Raw genomic sequence first — 15,946 nt, 5'->3', positions numbered from 1 at the left:
GCTGCCGACATCCCCTGGCGGCGGGCGCCCAAGAAGGCGGCCGATCGTCGAAAATGCGGCCGGCGCGTCGTAATGCCGCCTTGGCGAGGTCAATTGCCTCGCCTAGAGGCAAGAGGTTCGCCAAGGCCGCGAAAACGGGAACCTCCCCCTCTCCCGGGCTTTGGATTGAACGACCCGAAACACAGGAAGACCCCTGGCCCATGGTTTCATGGAAGAAGATCCGTGTCGGTACGGCGCTCGTCGCCGCCACCCTGACCACCGCCGCCGTGCTGGCGGTGGCCCCCGTGCATCACGTCGCGCCGCCCGCCGACATGACCAGCGAGCCGGTCAAGCTGACCCCGCCGCTGATGCCCGCCGAGGCCGGCAAACCCCTTCCCAAAACCATCCTGACCTAGATTCTTAGCGGCTTTGGGCGCTATGGAGCGCCCATGCCGTTCACCGCCACCGTCCTGACCATGTTCCCCGAGGCCTTTCCCGGCCCGCTCGGCGTCTCGCTGATCGGCACGTCGTGGAAGGAGCAGGACCTGTGGCGATTGGAAACACTGGACATTCGGGGGTTTTCCAAGGATAAGCGCGGCTTCCTCGACGACACCCCTGCGGGTGGAGGCGTAGGAGCAGTGCTAAAAGCGGACGTCATCGCCGCCGCGCTCGACAGCGTGGAGGTCGGTGGGCGGCCGCTTTTGTACATGAGCGCCCGGGGTCGGCCCCTGACCCAGGCGCGCGTCAAGGAGTGGTCGAAAGCGCCGGGCGTCATCGTCCTGTGCGGCCGTTTCGAGGGGGTGGACCAGCGGGTGCTAGACGCCCGGGGGTTCGAGGAGGTCTCGGTCGGAGACGCCGTTCTAGCCGGTGGCGAGGCGGCGGCGATGGTCGTGATCGAGGCGTGCGTTCGATTGGCTCCAGGGGTTCTGGGCAATTTCGAGAGCACGCAGGAAGAAAGCTTCGAGGACGGCCTCCTCGAGCATCCGCAGTACACGCGACCGCGGACGTTCGAAGGGCTCGACATCCCCGAGGTGCTGCTGTCGGGCGACCACAAGAAGGTGGCCCAGTGGCGGTCCAGTATGCGTGAAGAGACCACCCGCGAGCGGCGTCCAGACCTCTGGGAAGCGCATCTCGCCAATCAACAGGCAAAAGGCGGCCCGAAAACGGGTAAGCCCAAAGGAGACTAGAGTTATGGCTGCTAACATCATCAAGGAACTCGAGCGCGAAGAAGCCCAGCGTCTGCTGGCTGCCCGCGCCATCCCCGAGTTCGAGCCGGGCGACACCCTGCGCGTCAACGTCCGCATCAAGGAAGGCGAGCGCGAGCGCGTCCAGGCCTACGAGGGCGTCTGCATCGCCCGTTCGGGCGGCGGCGTGCACGAGAGCTTTACCGTCCGCAAGATCTCGTTCGGCGAAGGCGTGGAACGTCTGTTCCCGCTGCTCTCGCCGAGCATCGAAAGCATCGAAGTCAAGCGTCGCGGCGTCGTCCGTCGCGCCAAGCTGTACTACCTGCGCGACCGTCGCGGTAAGTCGGCCCGCATCGCCGAGCGTTCGAACGTCCGCAAGACCGAGACCGCCGAATAAGGCTCGCGATCAGCGAAACGAATGGGGCCCTGGCGGAAACGCCGGGGCCTTTTTCTTTGGGCGGTTTTCCTTTCAGCCGCCGGGGTTTCCATGGTCAAGCTTTCGTGCAACTGCACGAATATATTGACAAAACGCCGTTCGCTGGTGTTTGGTGAATGCACCCCCACCGCTTTGCGACGGGCTTATAGACCGCTCCCTTGCAAGGGAGCGGCCCTCTTCAGAAACGGCGTCATAGCCACTGAAGGAAATAAAGATATGAGGGCGCGCCACAGAGCGCGCCCTCTTTTCATTCAGCCCCCGCACCCCGCTCGCAGAGGCAAGAAACTGCGTCAAAACGTCCGCACGCGGCGCCTGTGGGGCAGGATTGATCGCAACACCCGCCGGCGAACGTGAATTTTCGGCGCTTCCTCGCTTTACGCGCCCGCCCTCAGGGCCTAGATGCGCGGGTATCATGACCCGCGCACGCAAGACCCTCTACGACAAGATCTGGGACGCCCACGTCGTCAGCGAAACCAACGGCGAAGCGATCCTCTATATCGACCTGCACCTCATCCACGAGGTCACCACCCCGCAGGCCTTCGCCGGGCTTCGCGCGGCCGGCCGCAAGGTGCGCCGGCCCGACCGCACGCTCGCCGTGGCCGACCACAACATCCCGACCGAGGGCCAGGCCCTGGGCGTCGACGCCGTGGCCGACGACGAGGCGCGCCTGCAGCTCCAGACCCTGGCGCGCAACGTCAAGGACAACGGCATCGAGTTCTTCCCGATGGGCGACATCCGCAACGGGATCGTCCACGTGGTCGGCCCCGAGCAGGGCCGCACCCAGCCGGGCATGACCATCGTCTGCGGCGACAGCCACACCTCGACCCACGGCGCCTTCGGGGCCCTGGCCCACGGCATCGGCACGTCCGAGGTCGAGCACGTCCTGGCCACCCAGACCCTGCGCCAGGAGAAGGCCAGGAACATGCTGGTCCGCGTCGACGGCCAGCTGGGCCCCGGCGTCACGGCGAAGGATGTCGCGCTGGCCGTGATCGGCGAGATCGGCACCGCCGGCGGCACCGGCTACGTCATCGAGTTCGCCGGCCAGGTGGTGCGCGACCTGTCGATGGAAGGCCGCATGACCCTGTGCAACCTGACCATCGAGGGCGGCGCCAAGGCCGGCTTGGTCGCGCCCGACGACAAGACCTTCGCCTACATCCAGGGCAAGCCCTCGGCGCCGAAGGGCGGGGCCTGGGACATGGCCCTGTCGTACTGGAAAAGCTTCGTCAGCGACGAGGACGCCCATTTCGACCGCACCGTGGTGATCGACGGCTCGGCCCTGGTTCCGATGGTCACCTGGGGTACCTCGCCCGAGGACGTCATCCCGGTGACCGGCAACGTGCCTGATCCGGAAAGCTTCGCGACGCCCGACAAGCGCGCTGCTGCTCATCGCGCTCTCGACTACATGGGCCTGACCGCCGGCCAGCCGATCTCGGAAGCCCGTATCGACCGCGTGTTCATCGGCTCGTGCACCAACAGCCGGATCGAGGACATGCGCGCCGCCGCCGCCGTGGTGCAGGAAGCCTTCCTGCACGGCCGCCTGGTGGCCCCGCACGTCAAGGCGATGGTCGTGCCGGGTTCGGGCCTGGTCAAGGAACAGGCCGAGGAAGAAGGCCTGGACGCCATCTTCAAGGCCGCGGGCTTCGACTGGCGCGAGCCGGGCTGCTCGATGTGCCTGGCCATGAACCCCGACAAGCTGGCCCCGCAGGAGCGCTGCGCCTCGACCAGCAATCGCAACTTCGAGGGCCGCCAGGGCCGCGCCGGCCGCACCCATCTGGTCTCGCCGGCCATGGCGGCGGCGGCGGCGATCGCCGGTCATCTGGTGGACGTGCGCACCCTGCTCGAGGAGACCGTCTGATGCAGGCCTTCACCCGTCTCGACGGCCGCGCGGCCCCGCTGTCGCTGGCCAATATCGACACCGACCAGATCATCCCCAAGCAGTTCCTCAAGACCGTCGAGCGCGAGGGCCTGGCCAAGGGCCTGTTCTACGACTTCCGCTTCGACGGCGACGGGAACGAGATCCCCGACTTCGTGCTCAACAAGCCGGAGTACAAGGGCTCGTCGGTGCTGATCGCCGGCGACAACTTCGGCTGCGGATCGTCGCGCGAGCACGCCCCCTGGGCGCTGATGGACTACGGGATCATGTGCGTGATCTCGACCAGCTTCGCCGACATCTTCAACAACAACTGCTTCAACAACGGCCTGCTGCCGGTGGTGCTGAAGCCCGAGGAAGTCGCCCAGCTGATGGACGAGGCCAAGGGCGGCAACCACATGGTCAGCGTCGACCTGGCCGCCCAGACCGTGATCTCGCCCTCGGGCAAGAGCTTCCATTTCGACATCGACCCGGTGCGGAAGGACAAGATGCTCAAGGGCCTGGACTTCATCGGCGAGACGCTGATGCACGGCGCCGACATCGACGTCTACGAAAGCAAGCGGGCGCTGGACCGTCCCTGGCTGGAAGCCTGATGCCCAAATCCGGCTCCGTCATCCTGGCCGGCACGATCCGCGTCCCGCCCGAGCGGCTGGCCGACCTGCGCCCGCACCTGAAGGCCCAGGTCGAGGGCAGCCGGGCCGAGCCAGGCTGCCTGGACTACGCGCTCAGCGAGGATCCGCTGGACCCCGGCCTGATCCGGGTGTTCGAGCACTTCGTCGACGAGGAGGCCGTGGCCTTCCACCGCGCTAGCCCGCACATGGCCGCCTGGCGCGCCTGCTTCCCCGAACTGGGCGTCCATGACCGCCGCATGTCGTCGTTCGACGTCTCCGACACCCGCCAAATCTAAGAAAGCCTTCCGATGTCCACGCTTCTGCTCCTGCCCGGCGACGGGATCGGCCCCGAGGTCTGCGCGCAGGTGCGCCGGGTGGCCGCCGCCCTCACGCCCGACCTGAACATCGAGGAGCGGATCTACGGCGGCGCCAGCTACGACGCCCACGGAACGCCCCTGACCGACGAGGTCCGCGACGCGGCCCTGGCCAGCGACGCGGTGCTGATGGGCGCGGTCGGCGGCCCGCAATGGGCGAACGCCCCGCGCCATTTGCGCCCGGAAGCCGGCCTGCTGAACCTGCGCAAGGCGATGGACGTCTACGCCAACCTGCGCCCAGCCTACTGCTTCGAAGCCCTGGCCGACGCCTCCAGCCTCAAGCGCGAGCTGGTCTCGGGGCTGGACATCATGTTCGTCCGTGAACTGACGGGCGGCGTCTATTTCGGCCAGCCGCGTGGCATCGAGGATCTCGGCAACGGCCAGAAGCGCGGCGTCGACACCCAGGTCTACACCACCAGCGAGATCGAGCGCGTGGCCCGAGTGGCCTTCGAGCTGGCCCGCGGCCGCGGCAACCGCGTGGCCTCGGCCGAGAAGTCGAACGTCATGGAGAGCGGCCTGCTGTGGAAGCAGGTGGTCACCGACCTGCACGCCCGCGACTACGCCGACGTCCAGCTGGAGCACATCCTGGCCGACAACTGCGCCATGCAGCTGGTCCGCGCCCCCAAGCAGTTCGACGTCATCGTCACCGACAACCTGTTCGGCGACATCCTGTCCGACGCCGCCGCCATGCTGACCGGCTCGCTGGGCATGCTGCCCTCGGCCGCCCTGGGCGCGGCGGGCAAGCCGGGCCTGTACGAACCCATCCACGGCTCGGCCCCCGACATCGCCGGCAAGGGCGTGGCCAATCCGCTGGCCGCCATCCTGTCGTTCGAGATGGCCCTGCGCTGGTCGCTGGACCGCGCCGACGCCGCCGACGGCCTGCTGGCGGCGGTCAAGGCGGCCCTGGACGGCGGGGCCCGCACCCGCGATCTGGGCGGTTCGCTGACCACCGCCCAGATGGGCGACGCGGTCCTGGCCAAGCTCTAGGGCGATCCGGCGCCATTTTCGCTCACCTTTTGGTGAGCGAAATGGATTTGCCCGCTCCCAATCGCGCGCCGGCGTTCTAAGCTCCTCCCAATAAAAACAGGGAGGAGCGCCCATGATCCCGGGCCTGATGCAGACCGCGCCGCTGCTGATCAGCGGCATCCTGCGCTATGCGGCCAGCGCCCACGGCGGGCGCGAGGTGGTCTCCCGGCTGATCGACGAGCCCGTCTGGCGCTACGACTATGTGGGCCTGGCCCGTCGCGCCGCTCAGGCGGCCAACGCCCTGGCGCGGCTGGGCGTGCGGTCCGGCGACCGGGTCACCTCCCTGGCCTGGAACACCCACCGACACCTGGAGCTGTTCTACGCCGCGCCCGGCATCGGCGCGGTGCTGCACACCGCCAACCCCCGGCTGTCGGACGAGCAGATCGTCTTCACGATCAACCACGCGGCCAGCGGCGTCCTGCTGTTCGACCGCAATTTCGCCGAGCTGGTCGCGCGCCTGGCCCCGCGCCTGACCACGGTGAAGGCCTTCGTCATGCTGTCGGACGCCGAGCGCGCCCATGACGCCGGCGTCGGGGCGACTTCGTACGAGACGCTGATCGCCGGCGAGTCCGACACCGTCGACTGGCCCGTGCTGGACGAGAACGGCGGGGCCTTCCTCTGCTACACCTCGGGCACGACGGGCGATCCCAAGGGCGTGCTCTATTCGCACCGCGCCGTGGTGCTGCACGCCATGGCCGGGGGCCTGTCCAGCGCGTTCGGCCTCACCGCCTTCGACGTGGTGATGCCCTGTTCCAGCCTCTACCACGCCACCGCCTGGGGCCTGCCGTTCACCGGTCCGATCTGCGGGAGCAAGCTGGTGCTGCCCGCCGACAAGATGGACGGAGCGTCGCTGCACGAGCTGATCCAAGGCGAGGGCGTCACCTTCACCGGCGGGGTGCCGACCATCTGGACCATGTACCTGGCCTGGCTGGAGCAGACCGGCCAGCGGCCGGACAGCCTGAAACGCGTCGTGATCGGCGGCAGCGCCGTGCCGCGCGCCATGGCCGAGACCTTCAAGACCCAGTACGGCGTCGACGTGCTGCAGATCTGGGGCATGACCGAGACCTGTCCGCTGGGCGTGATCGCCACCCCGACCCCCTCCCTCGCCGCCCTGGGCGAAGACGCCATGAACGAAGCCATCTGGACCCGCCAGGGCCGGCTGCAGTTCGGCATCGAGCTGCGGGTCGAGAACGAGGACGGCTCGGAAGCTCCGCGCGACGGCGAGACCTCCGGCGCCCTGAAGGTGCGCGGCCCCTGGGTGGTGCGCCGCTACTACCGCAAGGACGAGGACGCCGCCCAGGACGACGGCTGGTTCGACACCGGCGACATCGCCACCCTGGACGAGCACGGCTTCCTGCGCATCACCGACCGCCAGAAGGACGTCATCAAGTCGGGCGGCGAATGGATCAGCTCGATCGACCTGGAGAACATCGCCGCCGGCTGTCCCGGCGTGAAGATCGCCGCCGTGGTCGGGGTGCCGCACCCCAAGTGGGAGGAGCGGCCGCTGCTGGTCATCGAGGCGCACGAGGGAGCGTCGGTGGGCAAGGCTCAGGTGCTGGAGTACCTGGCGCCGAGGATCGTCAAGTGGTGGACCCCGGACGACGTGGTGTTCGCCCCGGTGCCGCTGACCGCGACGGGGAAGATCGACAAGAAGGTGCTGCGGGATGCTTGGCGGGGGCACCTGCTGGGATAGTGCGGCTAACACTTGCCCCCTACGGGTCGCTTCGCGACCGTCTTCCCCCACAGGGGGAAGAGGCGCGTCCTCCGCCCCCTGTGGGGGCGGACAGACCGCGAAGCGGTCAGGTGGGGGCAAGTGGGTGAGCCGCCTTACGCCAGCGTCCGCGCCTTCGGCTCCCGATCCCAGAACCGCTTGGCCGCCGCCGCAATGAAGTCCGCGCCCAGACCGACCACGCCCTCGTCCGGCTCCACCCCCGCCTTGTCCAGCAACGGCTTGGCCGCGTCAGTCGCCCCGATCGCCTTCAGATGCCCGAAGGCGTCCATGACGAACTGAACCGCCGCCGCTTCCTTCAGCAACGCCGCGCAGCCCGTGTCGGACAGCACCAGAGCGACGGCGTCCACCGTCACCGACGGCGTGCCGGCCAGCTGGCCGTCGGCCGGGATCAGCGTGCCGTCCGCGCCCTTGGCCCCGCCGATCTTCGGCGCGATGACCTTGGGCACGGCCCCGGCCTTGCTGATCGCCGCCTTCAGCTTGTCGACCGCCGCGGCGTCCGAACCGTCGGCCACCAGCACGCCGATCACATGGCCCTTGATGTCCTTTGGCGCGCGCGGGCCGTTGACGATGCGCAGGGCCGGCGACGGATCGAGGTCCTGGACGGGCGCGGCGGTCTTCGAAGCTTTCGGCACGGGCATGTTCAGGCCGGCCCCGACCCGCTTGGCCAGGTCCGGATCGACATTGACCAGGTTGGACATCATCCGCGTCCGCACCGCCTCGATCCCGACCTTCGACAGCTCGAACACCAGGGCCGAGGCCAGGTGGGCCTGCTCGGCCGGATCCAGCGAGCGGAAGAACAACCGCGCCTGGCTGTAGTGGTCGGCGAAGCTCTCGGGACGAATCCGCAGCTTGTCGCCCTGCTCGTTGGCGACATCCGCCGTCTGGAAGGTCGTGAACCCCGTCATCGGGCATTCGCGCGGTCCGCCGATCTCGCCGGCCGTTTCGGTCAGGCTGTTGGGCTCGTAGTTGGCCCGCCCCTTGGGGACGGCCATCTGCATCTGCCCGTCGCGCTGGAAGTTCATCACCGGACACTTGGGCGCGTTGATCGGGATCTGGTGGAAGTTGGCCGTGCCCAGCCGGCTCTTCTGGGTGTCCAGATAGCTGAACAGCCGGCCCTGCAGCAGCGGATCGTTGGTGAAGTCGACGCCCGGAACGATGTTGGCCGGGCAATAGGCCACCTGCTCGGTCTCGGCGAAGAAGTTGTCGGGCCAGCGGTCCAGCACCATGCGGCCGACGATCCGCACCGGCAGCACTTCCTCCGGGATGATCTTGGTCGGGTCCAGCACGTCGAACGGCAGGCTGTCGGCGAAGGCCTGGTCGAAGGTCTGCAGGCCCAGCTCCCATTCGGGGAAGTCGCCGCGCTGGATGGCCTCGAACAGGTCGCGGCGCTGGAAGTCCGGATCGGCGCCGGCGATCTTCACCGCCTCGTCCCAGATCGTCGAGGCCACGCCCTGCTTGGGCTTCCAGTGGAACTTGACGAAGGTCGACTTGCCGGCCGCGTTGACGAACCGGAAGGTGTGGATGCCAAAGCCCTCGATGGTGCGCAGGCTGCGCGGAATGGTCCGGTCGCTCATCGCCCACATGATCATGTGGGTGCTCTCGGGCATCAGGCTGATGAAGTCCCAGAAGGTGTCGTGGGCGCTGGCGGCCTGCGGATAGCCGCGGTTGGCCTCCATCTTCACCGAATGGATCAGGTCGGGGAACTTGATGGCGTCCTGGATGAAGAACACCGGGATGTTGTTGCCGACCAGGTCCCAGTTGCCCTCCTTCGTATAGAACTTCACCGCGAAGCCGCGCACGTCGCGGGGCGTGTCGACGCTGCCGGCACCGCCGGCCACGGTCGAGAACCGGGTGAAGACCGGGGTCTTCTCGCCGGCCCGCTGGAAGATATCGGCCTTGGTCAGGTCGGACAGCGACTCGAAGAGTTCGAAGAAGCCGTGGGCGGCCGAGCCGCGGGCGTGGACGATCCGTTCCGGGATTCGCTCATGGTCGAAGTGGAAGATCTTTTCGCGAAGGACGAAGTCCTCCAGCAGCACCGGGCCGCGCTCGCCGCTCTTCAGCTGGTTCTGGTTGTCGGAAACCCGGATGCCCTGGTTGGTGGTCAGGTGATCCTCGGGCGTATGGGGCCCCTTCTCCGGCACGTGCTGGTGGGTCTCGCCGCCGTTACCGACGTCGGTCTTGAAGCTGTCCATGTCCGCCACTCCTGATGCGCCCGGGGTGACGGCGAAACCCGGCGCTGAGCGGATCGTTCCTATGTCGGAAAGTCGAAGGAAGGCGCGACCTTAAGAAAGCTTCAGCCGCCAGGTCTCGGAGATCAGGCCATCGCCGAAGCCGTCATAGGCCCAGGTTTCCTCCAGCACGAAGCCGGCGCGTTCGTAGAGGCGACGGGCCGGCAGCAGGTTGTTCTGGGTCCAGAGGACGATCTCCTGGTACCCCGCCAGCCGCGCGAAACTGAGGCATTCGGCCACCAGCTTGTCGCCCACGCCCAGCCCCCGCGCCGAGGGTTCGACCAGCAACAGGCGCAGGCGGCCGACCGTGTCGCTCTCGCGGGCCAGCATGATCGAGCCGACCGGCCGTCCCTGATGCTCGGCGATCCAGCAGGCCTCGCGGGCCGGGTCGAAGGTCTTGATGTAGTCGGAGACGACGCCGGCCACCACGCCCTCGAACCGGGCGTCCCAGCCCTGCTCCTCCGCATACAGAACGCCGTGCCGCTGGACGATCCAGCCGAAGTCGCCGGGCCGGGGCGCGCGCAGGACGATCATCGCTCGATCAGCGCCTTCAGCGTCGCCAGGTCCTTTGCGACCATGCCTTGGTCGCGCGCGAACGTGGCGTCGTCCATGCCCGGGGCGCGAAACAGGGTCAGGGTCACCTCGGCCCCGTCGCCGTTGGCCACCACGCGCAGAGGGATGCTCAGCTCGGTCCCGTCCGGCAGGGTCACCCAGTGGTCGAGCACGCCAAAGGCGTTCTCCGGCGAGAACCGCACGTGGACGTCGCCGTCCGGGCCGTGGGCGATCCAGCGGTCGCCGTCGGGGGTCAGACCCGCCCCCAGGCCGGCGGCCCACTTCGGAAAGCTCTCGGGCTTGTGGGCGAAGGCGTAGACCTCGGCGGCCGGGCGGGCGATGGACACGGTGATCGGGCGGGTCTCGAACAGGGTCATGGAGCTTTCCTAGCGCAGCATCCCCCAGGCGATCATCGCCTGGCCGCCGAAATAGAGGAACCACACCGCCCAGGCCGTCAATCGCGGCGAGCCCAGCAGCTTGGCTCCCTTGAACAGGTCGAACGACAGGATGGCGTCGGACGCCATGAAGGCCACGGCGCCGATCGTGGCCGGCCAGCGCAGGCGCGGCAGCAGCAGGCTGGTCACCACCATGGCGACGATGGCCAGCACGTAGAGGACGACGGCCGGCTTCAGCGGGCCCAGCGACCGCCACAGCTGGACCAGCATCACGGCGGCGGCCAGGACGATCAGCGGCGCGACGGCCCAGAACGCCGTCCCCGCCGCCGGTCCCCGCTCACGCCAGAACAGCAGCACGTAGACCACGTGACCGGCCAGGAAGGCGGCCAGGCCGAACGGCAGCCAGCGCTTGGGATCTCCGGCCAGGAAGGCGTCGCCGGCCGCGCACAGGGCCAGGGCGATCGCCAGCCACGGCCCGCCGCCCTCCAGATAGGCCAGCACGGCCAGCGCCGCGACGGCGAGCGTCTTGACCAGGGTCCGGAGGAAGGACGGCGGTCGCTGGACCAGGACCAGGCCGTACAGCGCCGCGCAGAGCCCGGCGACGCTCCACAACGCCAGGTCAGTCATCAGAGCCGAGCTTGGCGAGGAAGGTCTTGGCCTCGTCCTTGTGGCGGGGCTTGAGGTTGCGTCCGATCAGGGCGATGACCGCGGCGATCACGGCCGCGTCGTCGGTCAGGCCGATGGCCGGCAGGATGTCGGGTATCGCGTCGGTCGGCAGGACGAAATAGGCCAGGGCCGCGAACATCATGCCCTTGGCCGAAGCCGGCGTCGCGGGATCCTTGGCGCACCACCACAGCGACAACGCGTCGGCCGCGAACGGCGCCTTGGACGCCACCTTGCGGATCTTCGGCCAGAAGCCGCGCGCCACCCGCTGCTCGTTGACCCGCACCGTGGCCGGGACAAGCGCCTTCTTCGGATCCAGCACGTCGTCGGGCGTGAAGCCTGGGTTGACGTCGGGGGATGGTTTGGCGTCGGCGCTCATCGGGGTAAACCGCTCCTCAAGGTTCAATTAAACGCAAGCCGCGAGGAAACGTCCATGAAACTCGATAACAGCGTCGCCGCCGTCGTCACCGGGGGCGCGTCGGGCCTCGGCGAAGCCACCGCCCGCGCCCTGGCCGCCCAAGGCGTCAAGGTCGCGATCTTCGACATGAACGAGGCCAAGGGCGAGGCGGTCGCCAAGGAAATCGGCGGGGTGTTCTGCAAGGTCAACGTGACCTCGGACGAGGATGTCGACGCCGGCTTCGAGAAGGCCCGCGCCGCCCACGGCCAGGAACGGGTCCTGGTCAACTGCGCCGGCACCGGCAACGCCATCAAGACCGCCAGCCGCGACAAGGCCACCGGCGAGGCCAAGCACTTCCCGCTCGACGCCTTCAACATGATCATCCAGATCAACCTGGTCGGCACGTTCCGCTGCATCGCCAAGTCGGCCAAGGGCATGCTGGACCTGGAGCCGCTGGCCGACGGCGAGCRCGGCGCGATCGTCAACACCGCCAGCGTGGCGGGCGAGGACGGCCAGGTCGGCCAAGCCGCCTATTCGGCGTCCAAGGGCGGCGTCATCGGCATGACCCTGCCGATCGCCCGCGACCTGATGAACGACGGCATCCGCGTCAACACCATCCTGCCGGGCATCTTCAACACCCCGCTGATGAACGGCGCGCCCGAGAACGTGAAGGCCGCCCTGGCCGCCTCGGTGCCGTTCCCCAAGCGCCTGGGCAACCCCGAGGAATACGCCCAACTGGCGCTGACCATGATCAGCTGCGGCTACTTCAACGGCGAGGACGTGCGTCTGGACGGCGGCATCCGCATGGCGCCGCGGTAGTCGGCACCCTTCCCTCCCCCTTCTGGGGAGGGGGGACCAGCGAAGCTGGTGGGTGGGGTCCGCTGACTCAGCGAGCCCCACCCGACGACTTACTGACCGGCCGAGGCGACCGGACGCAGGATCGACGGACCCAGGTTGGTCATGATCTCGCGAGCGTCGTAGGCGCGCGGGTCTCCGGCCGGCTTGGGCCCCTTGTGGAGCAGGATCTCGGCGCTGGCCTGGAACTTCTCGATCGTACGGACTTCGGCGGAGCCGCCGAAGAACGGGTCACCCCACGGGCCCCAGCCGCCGTAGCCGCCGTAATAGCCGCGCCAGGCCGGACGCCAGTAGCCGTACGGATAGCCGCCGTAGCCATAGCCGTAACCGCCCCAGCCGGGGCCGTAGTTGTCGATCACGGCGCGGGCCGTACGGTCGGTGCGGCGATCGGCGGTCTCGAACCAGTCGTAGCCCGCCTGAACGGTGACTTCGGCGGCGCGATACAGCAGGTAACGCTCGACGGTTTCGCGCGAGGTCATGCTGTTGCCGGCGAAATTGACCTGATAGCGGTCGCTTTCCAGCCGTCGGTCGGAGAAACCGCCGGGGGCCTTCTGGCCGGCGACGTTCGGTTGGTAGGGGGTGGCGGTGGCGCAGGCCGTCAGCAGGGCGGCGAGCGCCAAGGCAGCGACCAGCCCGGCCTTACCGGCGATGGTCTTGCGAATAGTCATGGCGCATCCCTTCACTAGGAATCTTGGCGAAAAGACTCGTTTCGTCCCGTCAATCTAAATGCATGGCGCAGCTTTGTGGTTTCGCCAAGGCCATTGCGTTTCAACCTTGTGATCAGCCGCGCGAGACGATCAGCCCCGCGGCGGTGATCAGCAGCACCCCGACGACGATCGCGAAGCCCTTGCGGAACCCCGGTTCGTTCATCCGCGAGGCCAGCGCCGCGCCGCCCAGGCCGTAGCTGCTCATGCTGATCAGATCCATGCCGATGGTGGCGGCGGCGAACATCGCCAACTGCGGGACCAGGGGCCGCTGGACGTCGATGAACGGCGGCAGCACGGCGCCGAAGAACAGCAGGATCTTGGGATTGGCGATCTGCACGGCGAACCCGTCGCGGAACGCCGAGCGGCTCATGCGGAACGATCGGTGGCTTTCGTCCTCGCCGCCCTTGTCCCTGAGCCCCGAGCGGATCGACTTGATCCCCAGCCAGACCAGATAGGCCGCGCCGGCCAGGGCCAGCAGGTGGAAGGCCTTGGGGAAGGCGATGATCAGCGCGCCCAGGCCCAGGGCCGAGCAGGCGAACCAGACCAGGGTCGCGACGTTCATGCCGGCCACGCCCAGCAGGGCCGCGCCCTTGCCCTTCTGCATGCCGGTGGCGATGGCGAACAGGTTGGCCGGCCCCGGCGTGATGGCCATGACGAACATCATCACCAGGAAGGCGCTGTAGCGGGCGGGATCGACGGGCAGGGTCATGGCCCCGCCCTATAGCCAAGCCTCGCCCGCCGGACCAGTCGCGGCCTAGGCGCCGACCGTCACCAGGATCCAGATGACCCGGCCCAGGGCGCCGAACAGCAGGATCGCCGCCGCCAGGGCCTGGATGATGAAGCCGGCCTCGCGCTTGCCCGGATCGGCCACGTAGCCCAGGGCGTAGACGATCCGCCCGACGATCCAGATCGCGCCGAGGATCGCGGCGATCAAGTCGCTCCAGTAGACGGCGAACAGCCACAGCGACGGCAGGAAGATCACCAGCCATTCCAGGGTGTTGGCCTGGCGCGGATGTGGCGCTCCAGGATCGGATCGCCGGTCATGGTCGGGGCGTGGATGCCGGTCCTGGCGCGCACCCGGCCGATGCGGGCGATCATCCAGGCATAGACCAGCAGCGCGACGATCGTGACGATGGCGACCCAGGAATGCGGTTGCATGTGCGTTTCTCCCCCGGCTCCCTTAAGCGGAGCCTTGCTCCGACGACTACACCGCAGTTCGCGCCGGTTTGCACCCTAAACAGGCATCGGGAACCGCCCCAGGCGGCCATGCGCTTTTTCGTCAGAACCGATCCTCATGCGGAGGCTTTTCAGCCATGCGTGTCGACTCCACGGCGATCCGCCAAATCGACTACGAGCCCGAGCACGGCAAGCTGTTCGTGACGTTCCACGACGGCGACGAATACGTCTATGTCGGCGTACCGCCCCGGGTGACCGAGGCCTTCGAACGCGCCCCGTCCAAGGGCCGGTTCTTCCAGCGGATGATCCGCGACCGCTACCCCTATAATCGGGTCTGACAACCTTCCCTTTCGTCGCCCCTTTCCTTCCTTCGCGCGGCAACGCTAGATCGCATTTCTGATCGAGCGGGGCGGCGACATGGTGCGGGCGGGGATCGCCGTTGTTCTGGGCTTGGCCCTGGGTCTGGCGGCGGGCGTCGCCCAGGCCGCGCCGCGCGTCGGCTACCAGGTCGAGGGAACCTGCGATGGCTGGCCCCGGCTGGCCATCGACACCGAAAAGGGCCTGTGCGCCGGCCTGGTGGCCGGTCCCGCCCCTGGCGCCTTCGCCAGCCGCCAACTGCGCCTGCCCCGCACTCTGGTCCAGCTGGACGAGCGGACCTGGCTGGTCGCCGACCTGGCCGACTGGACGCGACCGCGCGGGGTGATCTGGAAGATGACCGCCGCGCCCGGCCAGCCGGTCCAGCTTCAGCCCCTGCTGACGGGCCTGTCCCTGCCGCATGGACTGGCGCTCGGTCCCGACGGCCTGATCTATGTCGGCGAGATGAGCCGGATCTTCCGCTTCGATCCGCGCGCCGCCGATCCGGCCGCCACGGTCCAGGAGGTGATCACCGGCCTGCCCGACAATCGGCTGCACGACAATCGCCACCCGCTGTCGCAGTTCGTGTTCGCCCCCGACGGCGCGTTGCTGGTCAATGTCGGCGCGCCCTCGGACCAGTGCCTGGACGCCAAAGGCGCGCGCGTCGGGACCGTGCGTTGCGACCAGTCGGAGGGCGAGGAAGCCACGGCCGGCGTCCGTCGCTACGCGCGCGTCGCCCCAGGCCGCTGGGACCCGAAGTTCACGATGCTGGCGCGCGGCCTGCGCAACTCGGTGGCCCTGGCCGTCCATTCGTCCGGCACGATCCTGCAGGCCGAGAACAGCTACGACTTCGACGATCGCTGGAGCCCGTTCGAAGAGGTCAACCGTCTCGAGGCCGGCCGCCACTACGGCTGGCCCTATTGCCAGGACATGGCCACGCCGACGCCCGGCTGGACCGGAACCATGGGCTGCGCCTCCAGCGTCCATACCCCGCCCGTCGCCCTGCTGCCGCCCCACGTCGCGCCGCTGGCGATGACCTGGTACCAGGGCGCGATGTTCCCCGGGCTCAAGGGCAAGCTCTTGATGAGCTGGCACGGCTACCGCTCGACCGGCGGTCGACTGGTCGCCTTCGAGGTCGACGCCAACGGCGTTCCGCTCACCCGCTCGAAGGCGAGCTTCCCGATCTATCCCAGCGGCTCGCGGCCGTTCGGCGCGGGTCCCGCCGCCCAGGCCCAGGTGCTGACGCCGGGCTGGGGCCGGGTCGAAGGCAAGCGGCCGCAGGGGACGCCGGTCGGGATCGCCGTGGCCGCCGACGGGGCGATCTGGGTCGCCGACGACAAGAACGCCGGCGTCATACGCTTCGCCGTCGACCGGCCGTAGGCGGAACGGCCCGTACCCGCACGGCGT

Annotated in this window: 20 protein-coding genes; 11 read left to right on the top strand and 9 right to left on the bottom strand. The window is 68.4% G+C overall.

What is annotated here, in order from left to right; all coding sequences use genetic code 11:
* Nucleotides 1–200 precede the first annotated feature (200 nt).
* The 8 genes from AC1DMQ_RS04630 to AC1DMQ_RS04595 all read left to right on the top strand — a co-directional run bounded on the left by AC1DMQ_RS04630 (nucleotide 201) and on the right by AC1DMQ_RS04595 (nucleotide 7,173).
* Nucleotides 201–395 carry a hypothetical protein gene (locus AC1DMQ_RS04630; RefSeq protein WP_056440250.1) on the top strand — a complete coding sequence of 65 codons (195 nt, stop codon included), beginning with the start codon at nucleotides 201–203 and terminating at the stop codon, nucleotides 393–395.
* A gap of 33 nt (nucleotides 396–428) precedes the next feature.
* Complete coding sequence (gene trmD / locus AC1DMQ_RS04625) at nucleotides 429–1,166, top strand: tRNA (guanosine(37)-N1)-methyltransferase TrmD (RefSeq protein ID WP_477032372.1); 738 nt, start codon at nucleotides 429–431, stop codon at nucleotides 1,164–1,166.
* Nucleotides 1,167–1,170: 4 nt separating this feature from the next.
* On the top strand, nucleotides 1,171–1,560 hold the full coding sequence (gene rplS, locus AC1DMQ_RS04620) for a 50S ribosomal protein L19 (protein ID WP_422182323.1): 390 nt from the start codon (nucleotides 1,171–1,173) through the stop codon (nucleotides 1,558–1,560).
* Nucleotides 1,561–2,011: 451 nt separating this feature from the next.
* The gene (leuC, locus tag AC1DMQ_RS04615; RefSeq protein WP_477032371.1) at nucleotides 2,012–3,454 is read left to right on the top strand and encodes a 3-isopropylmalate dehydratase large subunit; all 1,443 of its coding nucleotides are present in this window, start codon (nucleotides 2,012–2,014) and stop codon (nucleotides 3,452–3,454) included.
* Nucleotides 3,454–4,062: a 3-isopropylmalate dehydratase small subunit gene (gene leuD / locus AC1DMQ_RS04610; RefSeq protein ID WP_477032370.1), complete on the top strand. Its 609-nt coding sequence runs from the start codon at nucleotides 3,454–3,456 to the stop codon at nucleotides 4,060–4,062. The genes leuC and leuD overlap by 1 nt, the downstream gene beginning before the upstream one ends.
* Nucleotides 4,062–4,376 (top strand): putative quinol monooxygenase, encoded by a 315-nt coding sequence (locus AC1DMQ_RS04605; RefSeq protein ID WP_477032369.1) that lies wholly within the window; start codon nucleotides 4,062–4,064, stop codon nucleotides 4,374–4,376. The genes leuD and AC1DMQ_RS04605 overlap by 1 nt, the downstream gene beginning before the upstream one ends.
* Nucleotides 4,377–4,388: 12 nt before the next feature.
* Nucleotides 4,389–5,441: a 3-isopropylmalate dehydrogenase gene (gene leuB, locus AC1DMQ_RS04600; RefSeq protein ID WP_477032368.1), complete on the top strand. Its 1,053-nt coding sequence runs from the start codon at nucleotides 4,389–4,391 to the stop codon at nucleotides 5,439–5,441.
* 112 nt (nucleotides 5,442–5,553) lie between these two features.
* Nucleotides 5,554–7,173 carry a long-chain fatty acid--CoA ligase gene (locus AC1DMQ_RS04595; RefSeq protein ID WP_477032367.1) on the top strand — a complete coding sequence of 540 codons (1,620 nt, stop codon included), beginning with the start codon at nucleotides 5,554–5,556 and terminating at the stop codon, nucleotides 7,171–7,173.
* Between the two features lie 134 nt (nucleotides 7,174–7,307).
* Here AC1DMQ_RS04595 and AC1DMQ_RS04590 read toward each other — a convergent pair whose 3' ends face one another.
* The 5 genes from AC1DMQ_RS04590 to AC1DMQ_RS04570 form a co-directional block, all read right to left on the bottom strand.
* Nucleotides 7,308–9,404: a catalase gene (locus tag AC1DMQ_RS04590; RefSeq protein ID WP_477032366.1), complete on the bottom strand. Its 2,097-nt coding sequence runs from the start codon at nucleotides 9,402–9,404 to the stop codon at nucleotides 7,308–7,310.
* Between the two features lie 90 nt (nucleotides 9,405–9,494).
* Entirely contained in the window at nucleotides 9,495–9,974 is a 480-nt protein-coding gene (locus AC1DMQ_RS04585; protein ID WP_477032365.1) for a GNAT family N-acetyltransferase, read from the bottom strand.
* Complete coding sequence (locus AC1DMQ_RS04580; protein ID WP_477032364.1) at nucleotides 9,971–10,369, bottom strand: SRPBCC family protein; 399 nt, start codon at nucleotides 10,367–10,369, stop codon at nucleotides 9,971–9,973. The genes AC1DMQ_RS04585 and AC1DMQ_RS04580 overlap by 4 nt, the downstream gene beginning before the upstream one ends.
* Before the next feature lie 9 nt (nucleotides 10,370–10,378).
* Entirely contained in the window at nucleotides 10,379–11,014 is a 636-nt protein-coding gene (locus tag AC1DMQ_RS04575; RefSeq protein WP_477032363.1) for a lysoplasmalogenase family protein, read from the bottom strand.
* A complete protein-coding gene (locus AC1DMQ_RS04570) occupies nucleotides 11,007–11,429 on the bottom strand; it encodes a YkvA family protein (RefSeq protein WP_477032362.1) in 423 nt (140 codons plus the stop codon). Before AC1DMQ_RS04570 ends, AC1DMQ_RS04575 begins: the two co-directional genes overlap by 8 nt.
* A 54-nt stretch (nucleotides 11,430–11,483) precedes the next feature.
* On the opposite strand from AC1DMQ_RS04570, the gene AC1DMQ_RS04565 reads away from it, so the two are divergent.
* Nucleotides 11,484–12,266 (top strand): SDR family NAD(P)-dependent oxidoreductase, encoded by a 783-nt coding sequence (locus AC1DMQ_RS04565; RefSeq protein WP_477032361.1) that lies wholly within the window; start codon nucleotides 11,484–11,486, stop codon nucleotides 12,264–12,266.
* An 89-nt stretch (nucleotides 12,267–12,355) separates the two neighbouring features.
* Here the strand turns inward: AC1DMQ_RS04565 and AC1DMQ_RS04560 are convergent, their stop codons facing one another.
* From AC1DMQ_RS04560 to AC1DMQ_RS04545, 4 genes are all read right to left on the bottom strand, one after another.
* Nucleotides 12,356–12,970, bottom strand: coding sequence for a CC0125/CC1285 family lipoprotein (locus AC1DMQ_RS04560; RefSeq protein ID WP_477032360.1), 615 nt, complete (start codon nucleotides 12,968–12,970; stop codon nucleotides 12,356–12,358).
* A gap of 112 nt (nucleotides 12,971–13,082) precedes the next feature.
* On the bottom strand, nucleotides 13,083–13,718 hold the full coding sequence (locus AC1DMQ_RS04555) for a LysE family translocator (RefSeq protein WP_477032359.1): 636 nt from the start codon (nucleotides 13,716–13,718) through the stop codon (nucleotides 13,083–13,085).
* A gap of 45 nt (nucleotides 13,719–13,763) precedes the next feature.
* Complete coding sequence (locus tag AC1DMQ_RS04550) at nucleotides 13,764–13,991, bottom strand: MAPEG family protein (protein ID WP_477032358.1); 228 nt, start codon at nucleotides 13,989–13,991, stop codon at nucleotides 13,764–13,766.
* The gene (locus AC1DMQ_RS04545) at nucleotides 13,988–14,167 is read right to left on the bottom strand and encodes a hypothetical protein (RefSeq protein ID WP_477032357.1); all 180 of its coding nucleotides are present in this window, start codon (nucleotides 14,165–14,167) and stop codon (nucleotides 13,988–13,990) included. The genes AC1DMQ_RS04550 and AC1DMQ_RS04545 overlap by 4 nt, the downstream gene beginning before the upstream one ends.
* Nucleotides 14,168–14,322: 155 nt before the next feature.
* Between AC1DMQ_RS04545 and AC1DMQ_RS04540 the strand changes: the two genes are divergently transcribed.
* On the top strand, nucleotides 14,323–14,523 hold the full coding sequence (locus AC1DMQ_RS04540; RefSeq protein WP_012284298.1) for a KTSC domain-containing protein: 201 nt from the start codon (nucleotides 14,323–14,325) through the stop codon (nucleotides 14,521–14,523).
* Between the two features lie 79 nt (nucleotides 14,524–14,602).
* Complete coding sequence (locus AC1DMQ_RS04535; RefSeq protein WP_477032356.1) at nucleotides 14,603–15,919, top strand: PQQ-dependent sugar dehydrogenase; 1,317 nt, start codon at nucleotides 14,603–14,605, stop codon at nucleotides 15,917–15,919.
* Nucleotides 15,920–15,946 lie beyond the last annotated feature (27 nt).

This window comes from Caulobacter sp. 05L422, assembly GCF_056397765.1.
Note: the sequence above shows the minus strand (reverse complement) of the source record. Positions and strands in the feature narration are given on the sequence as shown.

What these genes read in the sequence shown, in the direction of transcription:
- AC1DMQ_RS04560 (WP_477032360.1), bottom strand. Translation starts at nt 12,970, where the DNA reads ATGACTATTCGCAAGACCATCGCCGGTAAGGCCGGGCTGGTCGCTGCC.
- leuD (WP_477032370.1), top strand. Translation starts at nt 3,454, where the DNA reads ATGCAGGCCTTCACCCGTCTCGACGGCCGCGCGGCCCCGCTGTCGCTG.
- AC1DMQ_RS04555 (WP_477032359.1), bottom strand. Translation starts at nt 13,718, where the DNA reads ATGACCCTGCCCGTCGATCCCGCCCGCTACAGCGCCTTCCTGGTGATG.
- leuB (WP_477032368.1), top strand. Translation starts at nt 4,389, where the DNA reads ATGTCCACGCTTCTGCTCCTGCCCGGCGACGGGATCGGCCCCGAGGTC.
- AC1DMQ_RS04595 (WP_477032367.1), top strand. Translation starts at nt 5,554, where the DNA reads ATGATCCCGGGCCTGATGCAGACCGCGCCGCTGCTGATCAGCGGCATC.
- AC1DMQ_RS04535 (WP_477032356.1), top strand. Translation starts at nt 14,603, where the DNA reads ATGGTGCGGGCGGGGATCGCCGTTGTTCTGGGCTTGGCCCTGGGTCTG.
- AC1DMQ_RS04590 (WP_477032366.1), bottom strand. Translation starts at nt 9,404, where the DNA reads ATGGACAGCTTCAAGACCGACGTCGGTAACGGCGGCGAGACCCACCAG.
- AC1DMQ_RS04585 (WP_477032365.1), bottom strand. Translation starts at nt 9,974, where the DNA reads ATGATCGTCCTGCGCGCGCCCCGGCCCGGCGACTTCGGCTGGATCGTC.
- AC1DMQ_RS04570 (WP_477032362.1), bottom strand. Translation starts at nt 11,429, where the DNA reads ATGAGCGCCGACGCCAAACCATCCCCCGACGTCAACCCAGGCTTCACG.
- AC1DMQ_RS04605 (WP_477032369.1), top strand. Translation starts at nt 4,062, where the DNA reads ATGCCCAAATCCGGCTCCGTCATCCTGGCCGGCACGATCCGCGTCCCG.
- AC1DMQ_RS04575 (WP_477032363.1), bottom strand. Translation starts at nt 11,014, where the DNA reads ATGACTGACCTGGCGTTGTGGAGCGTCGCCGGGCTCTGCGCGGCGCTG.
- leuC (WP_477032371.1), top strand. Translation starts at nt 2,012, where the DNA reads ATGACCCGCGCACGCAAGACCCTCTACGACAAGATCTGGGACGCCCAC.
- AC1DMQ_RS04630 (WP_056440250.1), top strand. Translation starts at nt 201, where the DNA reads ATGGTTTCATGGAAGAAGATCCGTGTCGGTACGGCGCTCGTCGCCGCC.
- AC1DMQ_RS04580 (WP_477032364.1), bottom strand. Translation starts at nt 10,369, where the DNA reads ATGACCCTGTTCGAGACCCGCCCGATCACCGTGTCCATCGCCCGCCCG.
- AC1DMQ_RS04545 (WP_477032357.1), bottom strand. Translation starts at nt 14,167, where the DNA reads ATGCAACCGCATTCCTGGGTCGCCATCGTCACGATCGTCGCGCTGCTG.
- AC1DMQ_RS04540 (WP_012284298.1), top strand. Translation starts at nt 14,323, where the DNA reads ATGCGTGTCGACTCCACGGCGATCCGCCAAATCGACTACGAGCCCGAG.
- rplS (WP_422182323.1), top strand. Translation starts at nt 1,171, where the DNA reads ATGGCTGCTAACATCATCAAGGAACTCGAGCGCGAAGAAGCCCAGCGT.
- trmD (WP_477032372.1), top strand. Translation starts at nt 429, where the DNA reads ATGCCGTTCACCGCCACCGTCCTGACCATGTTCCCCGAGGCCTTTCCC.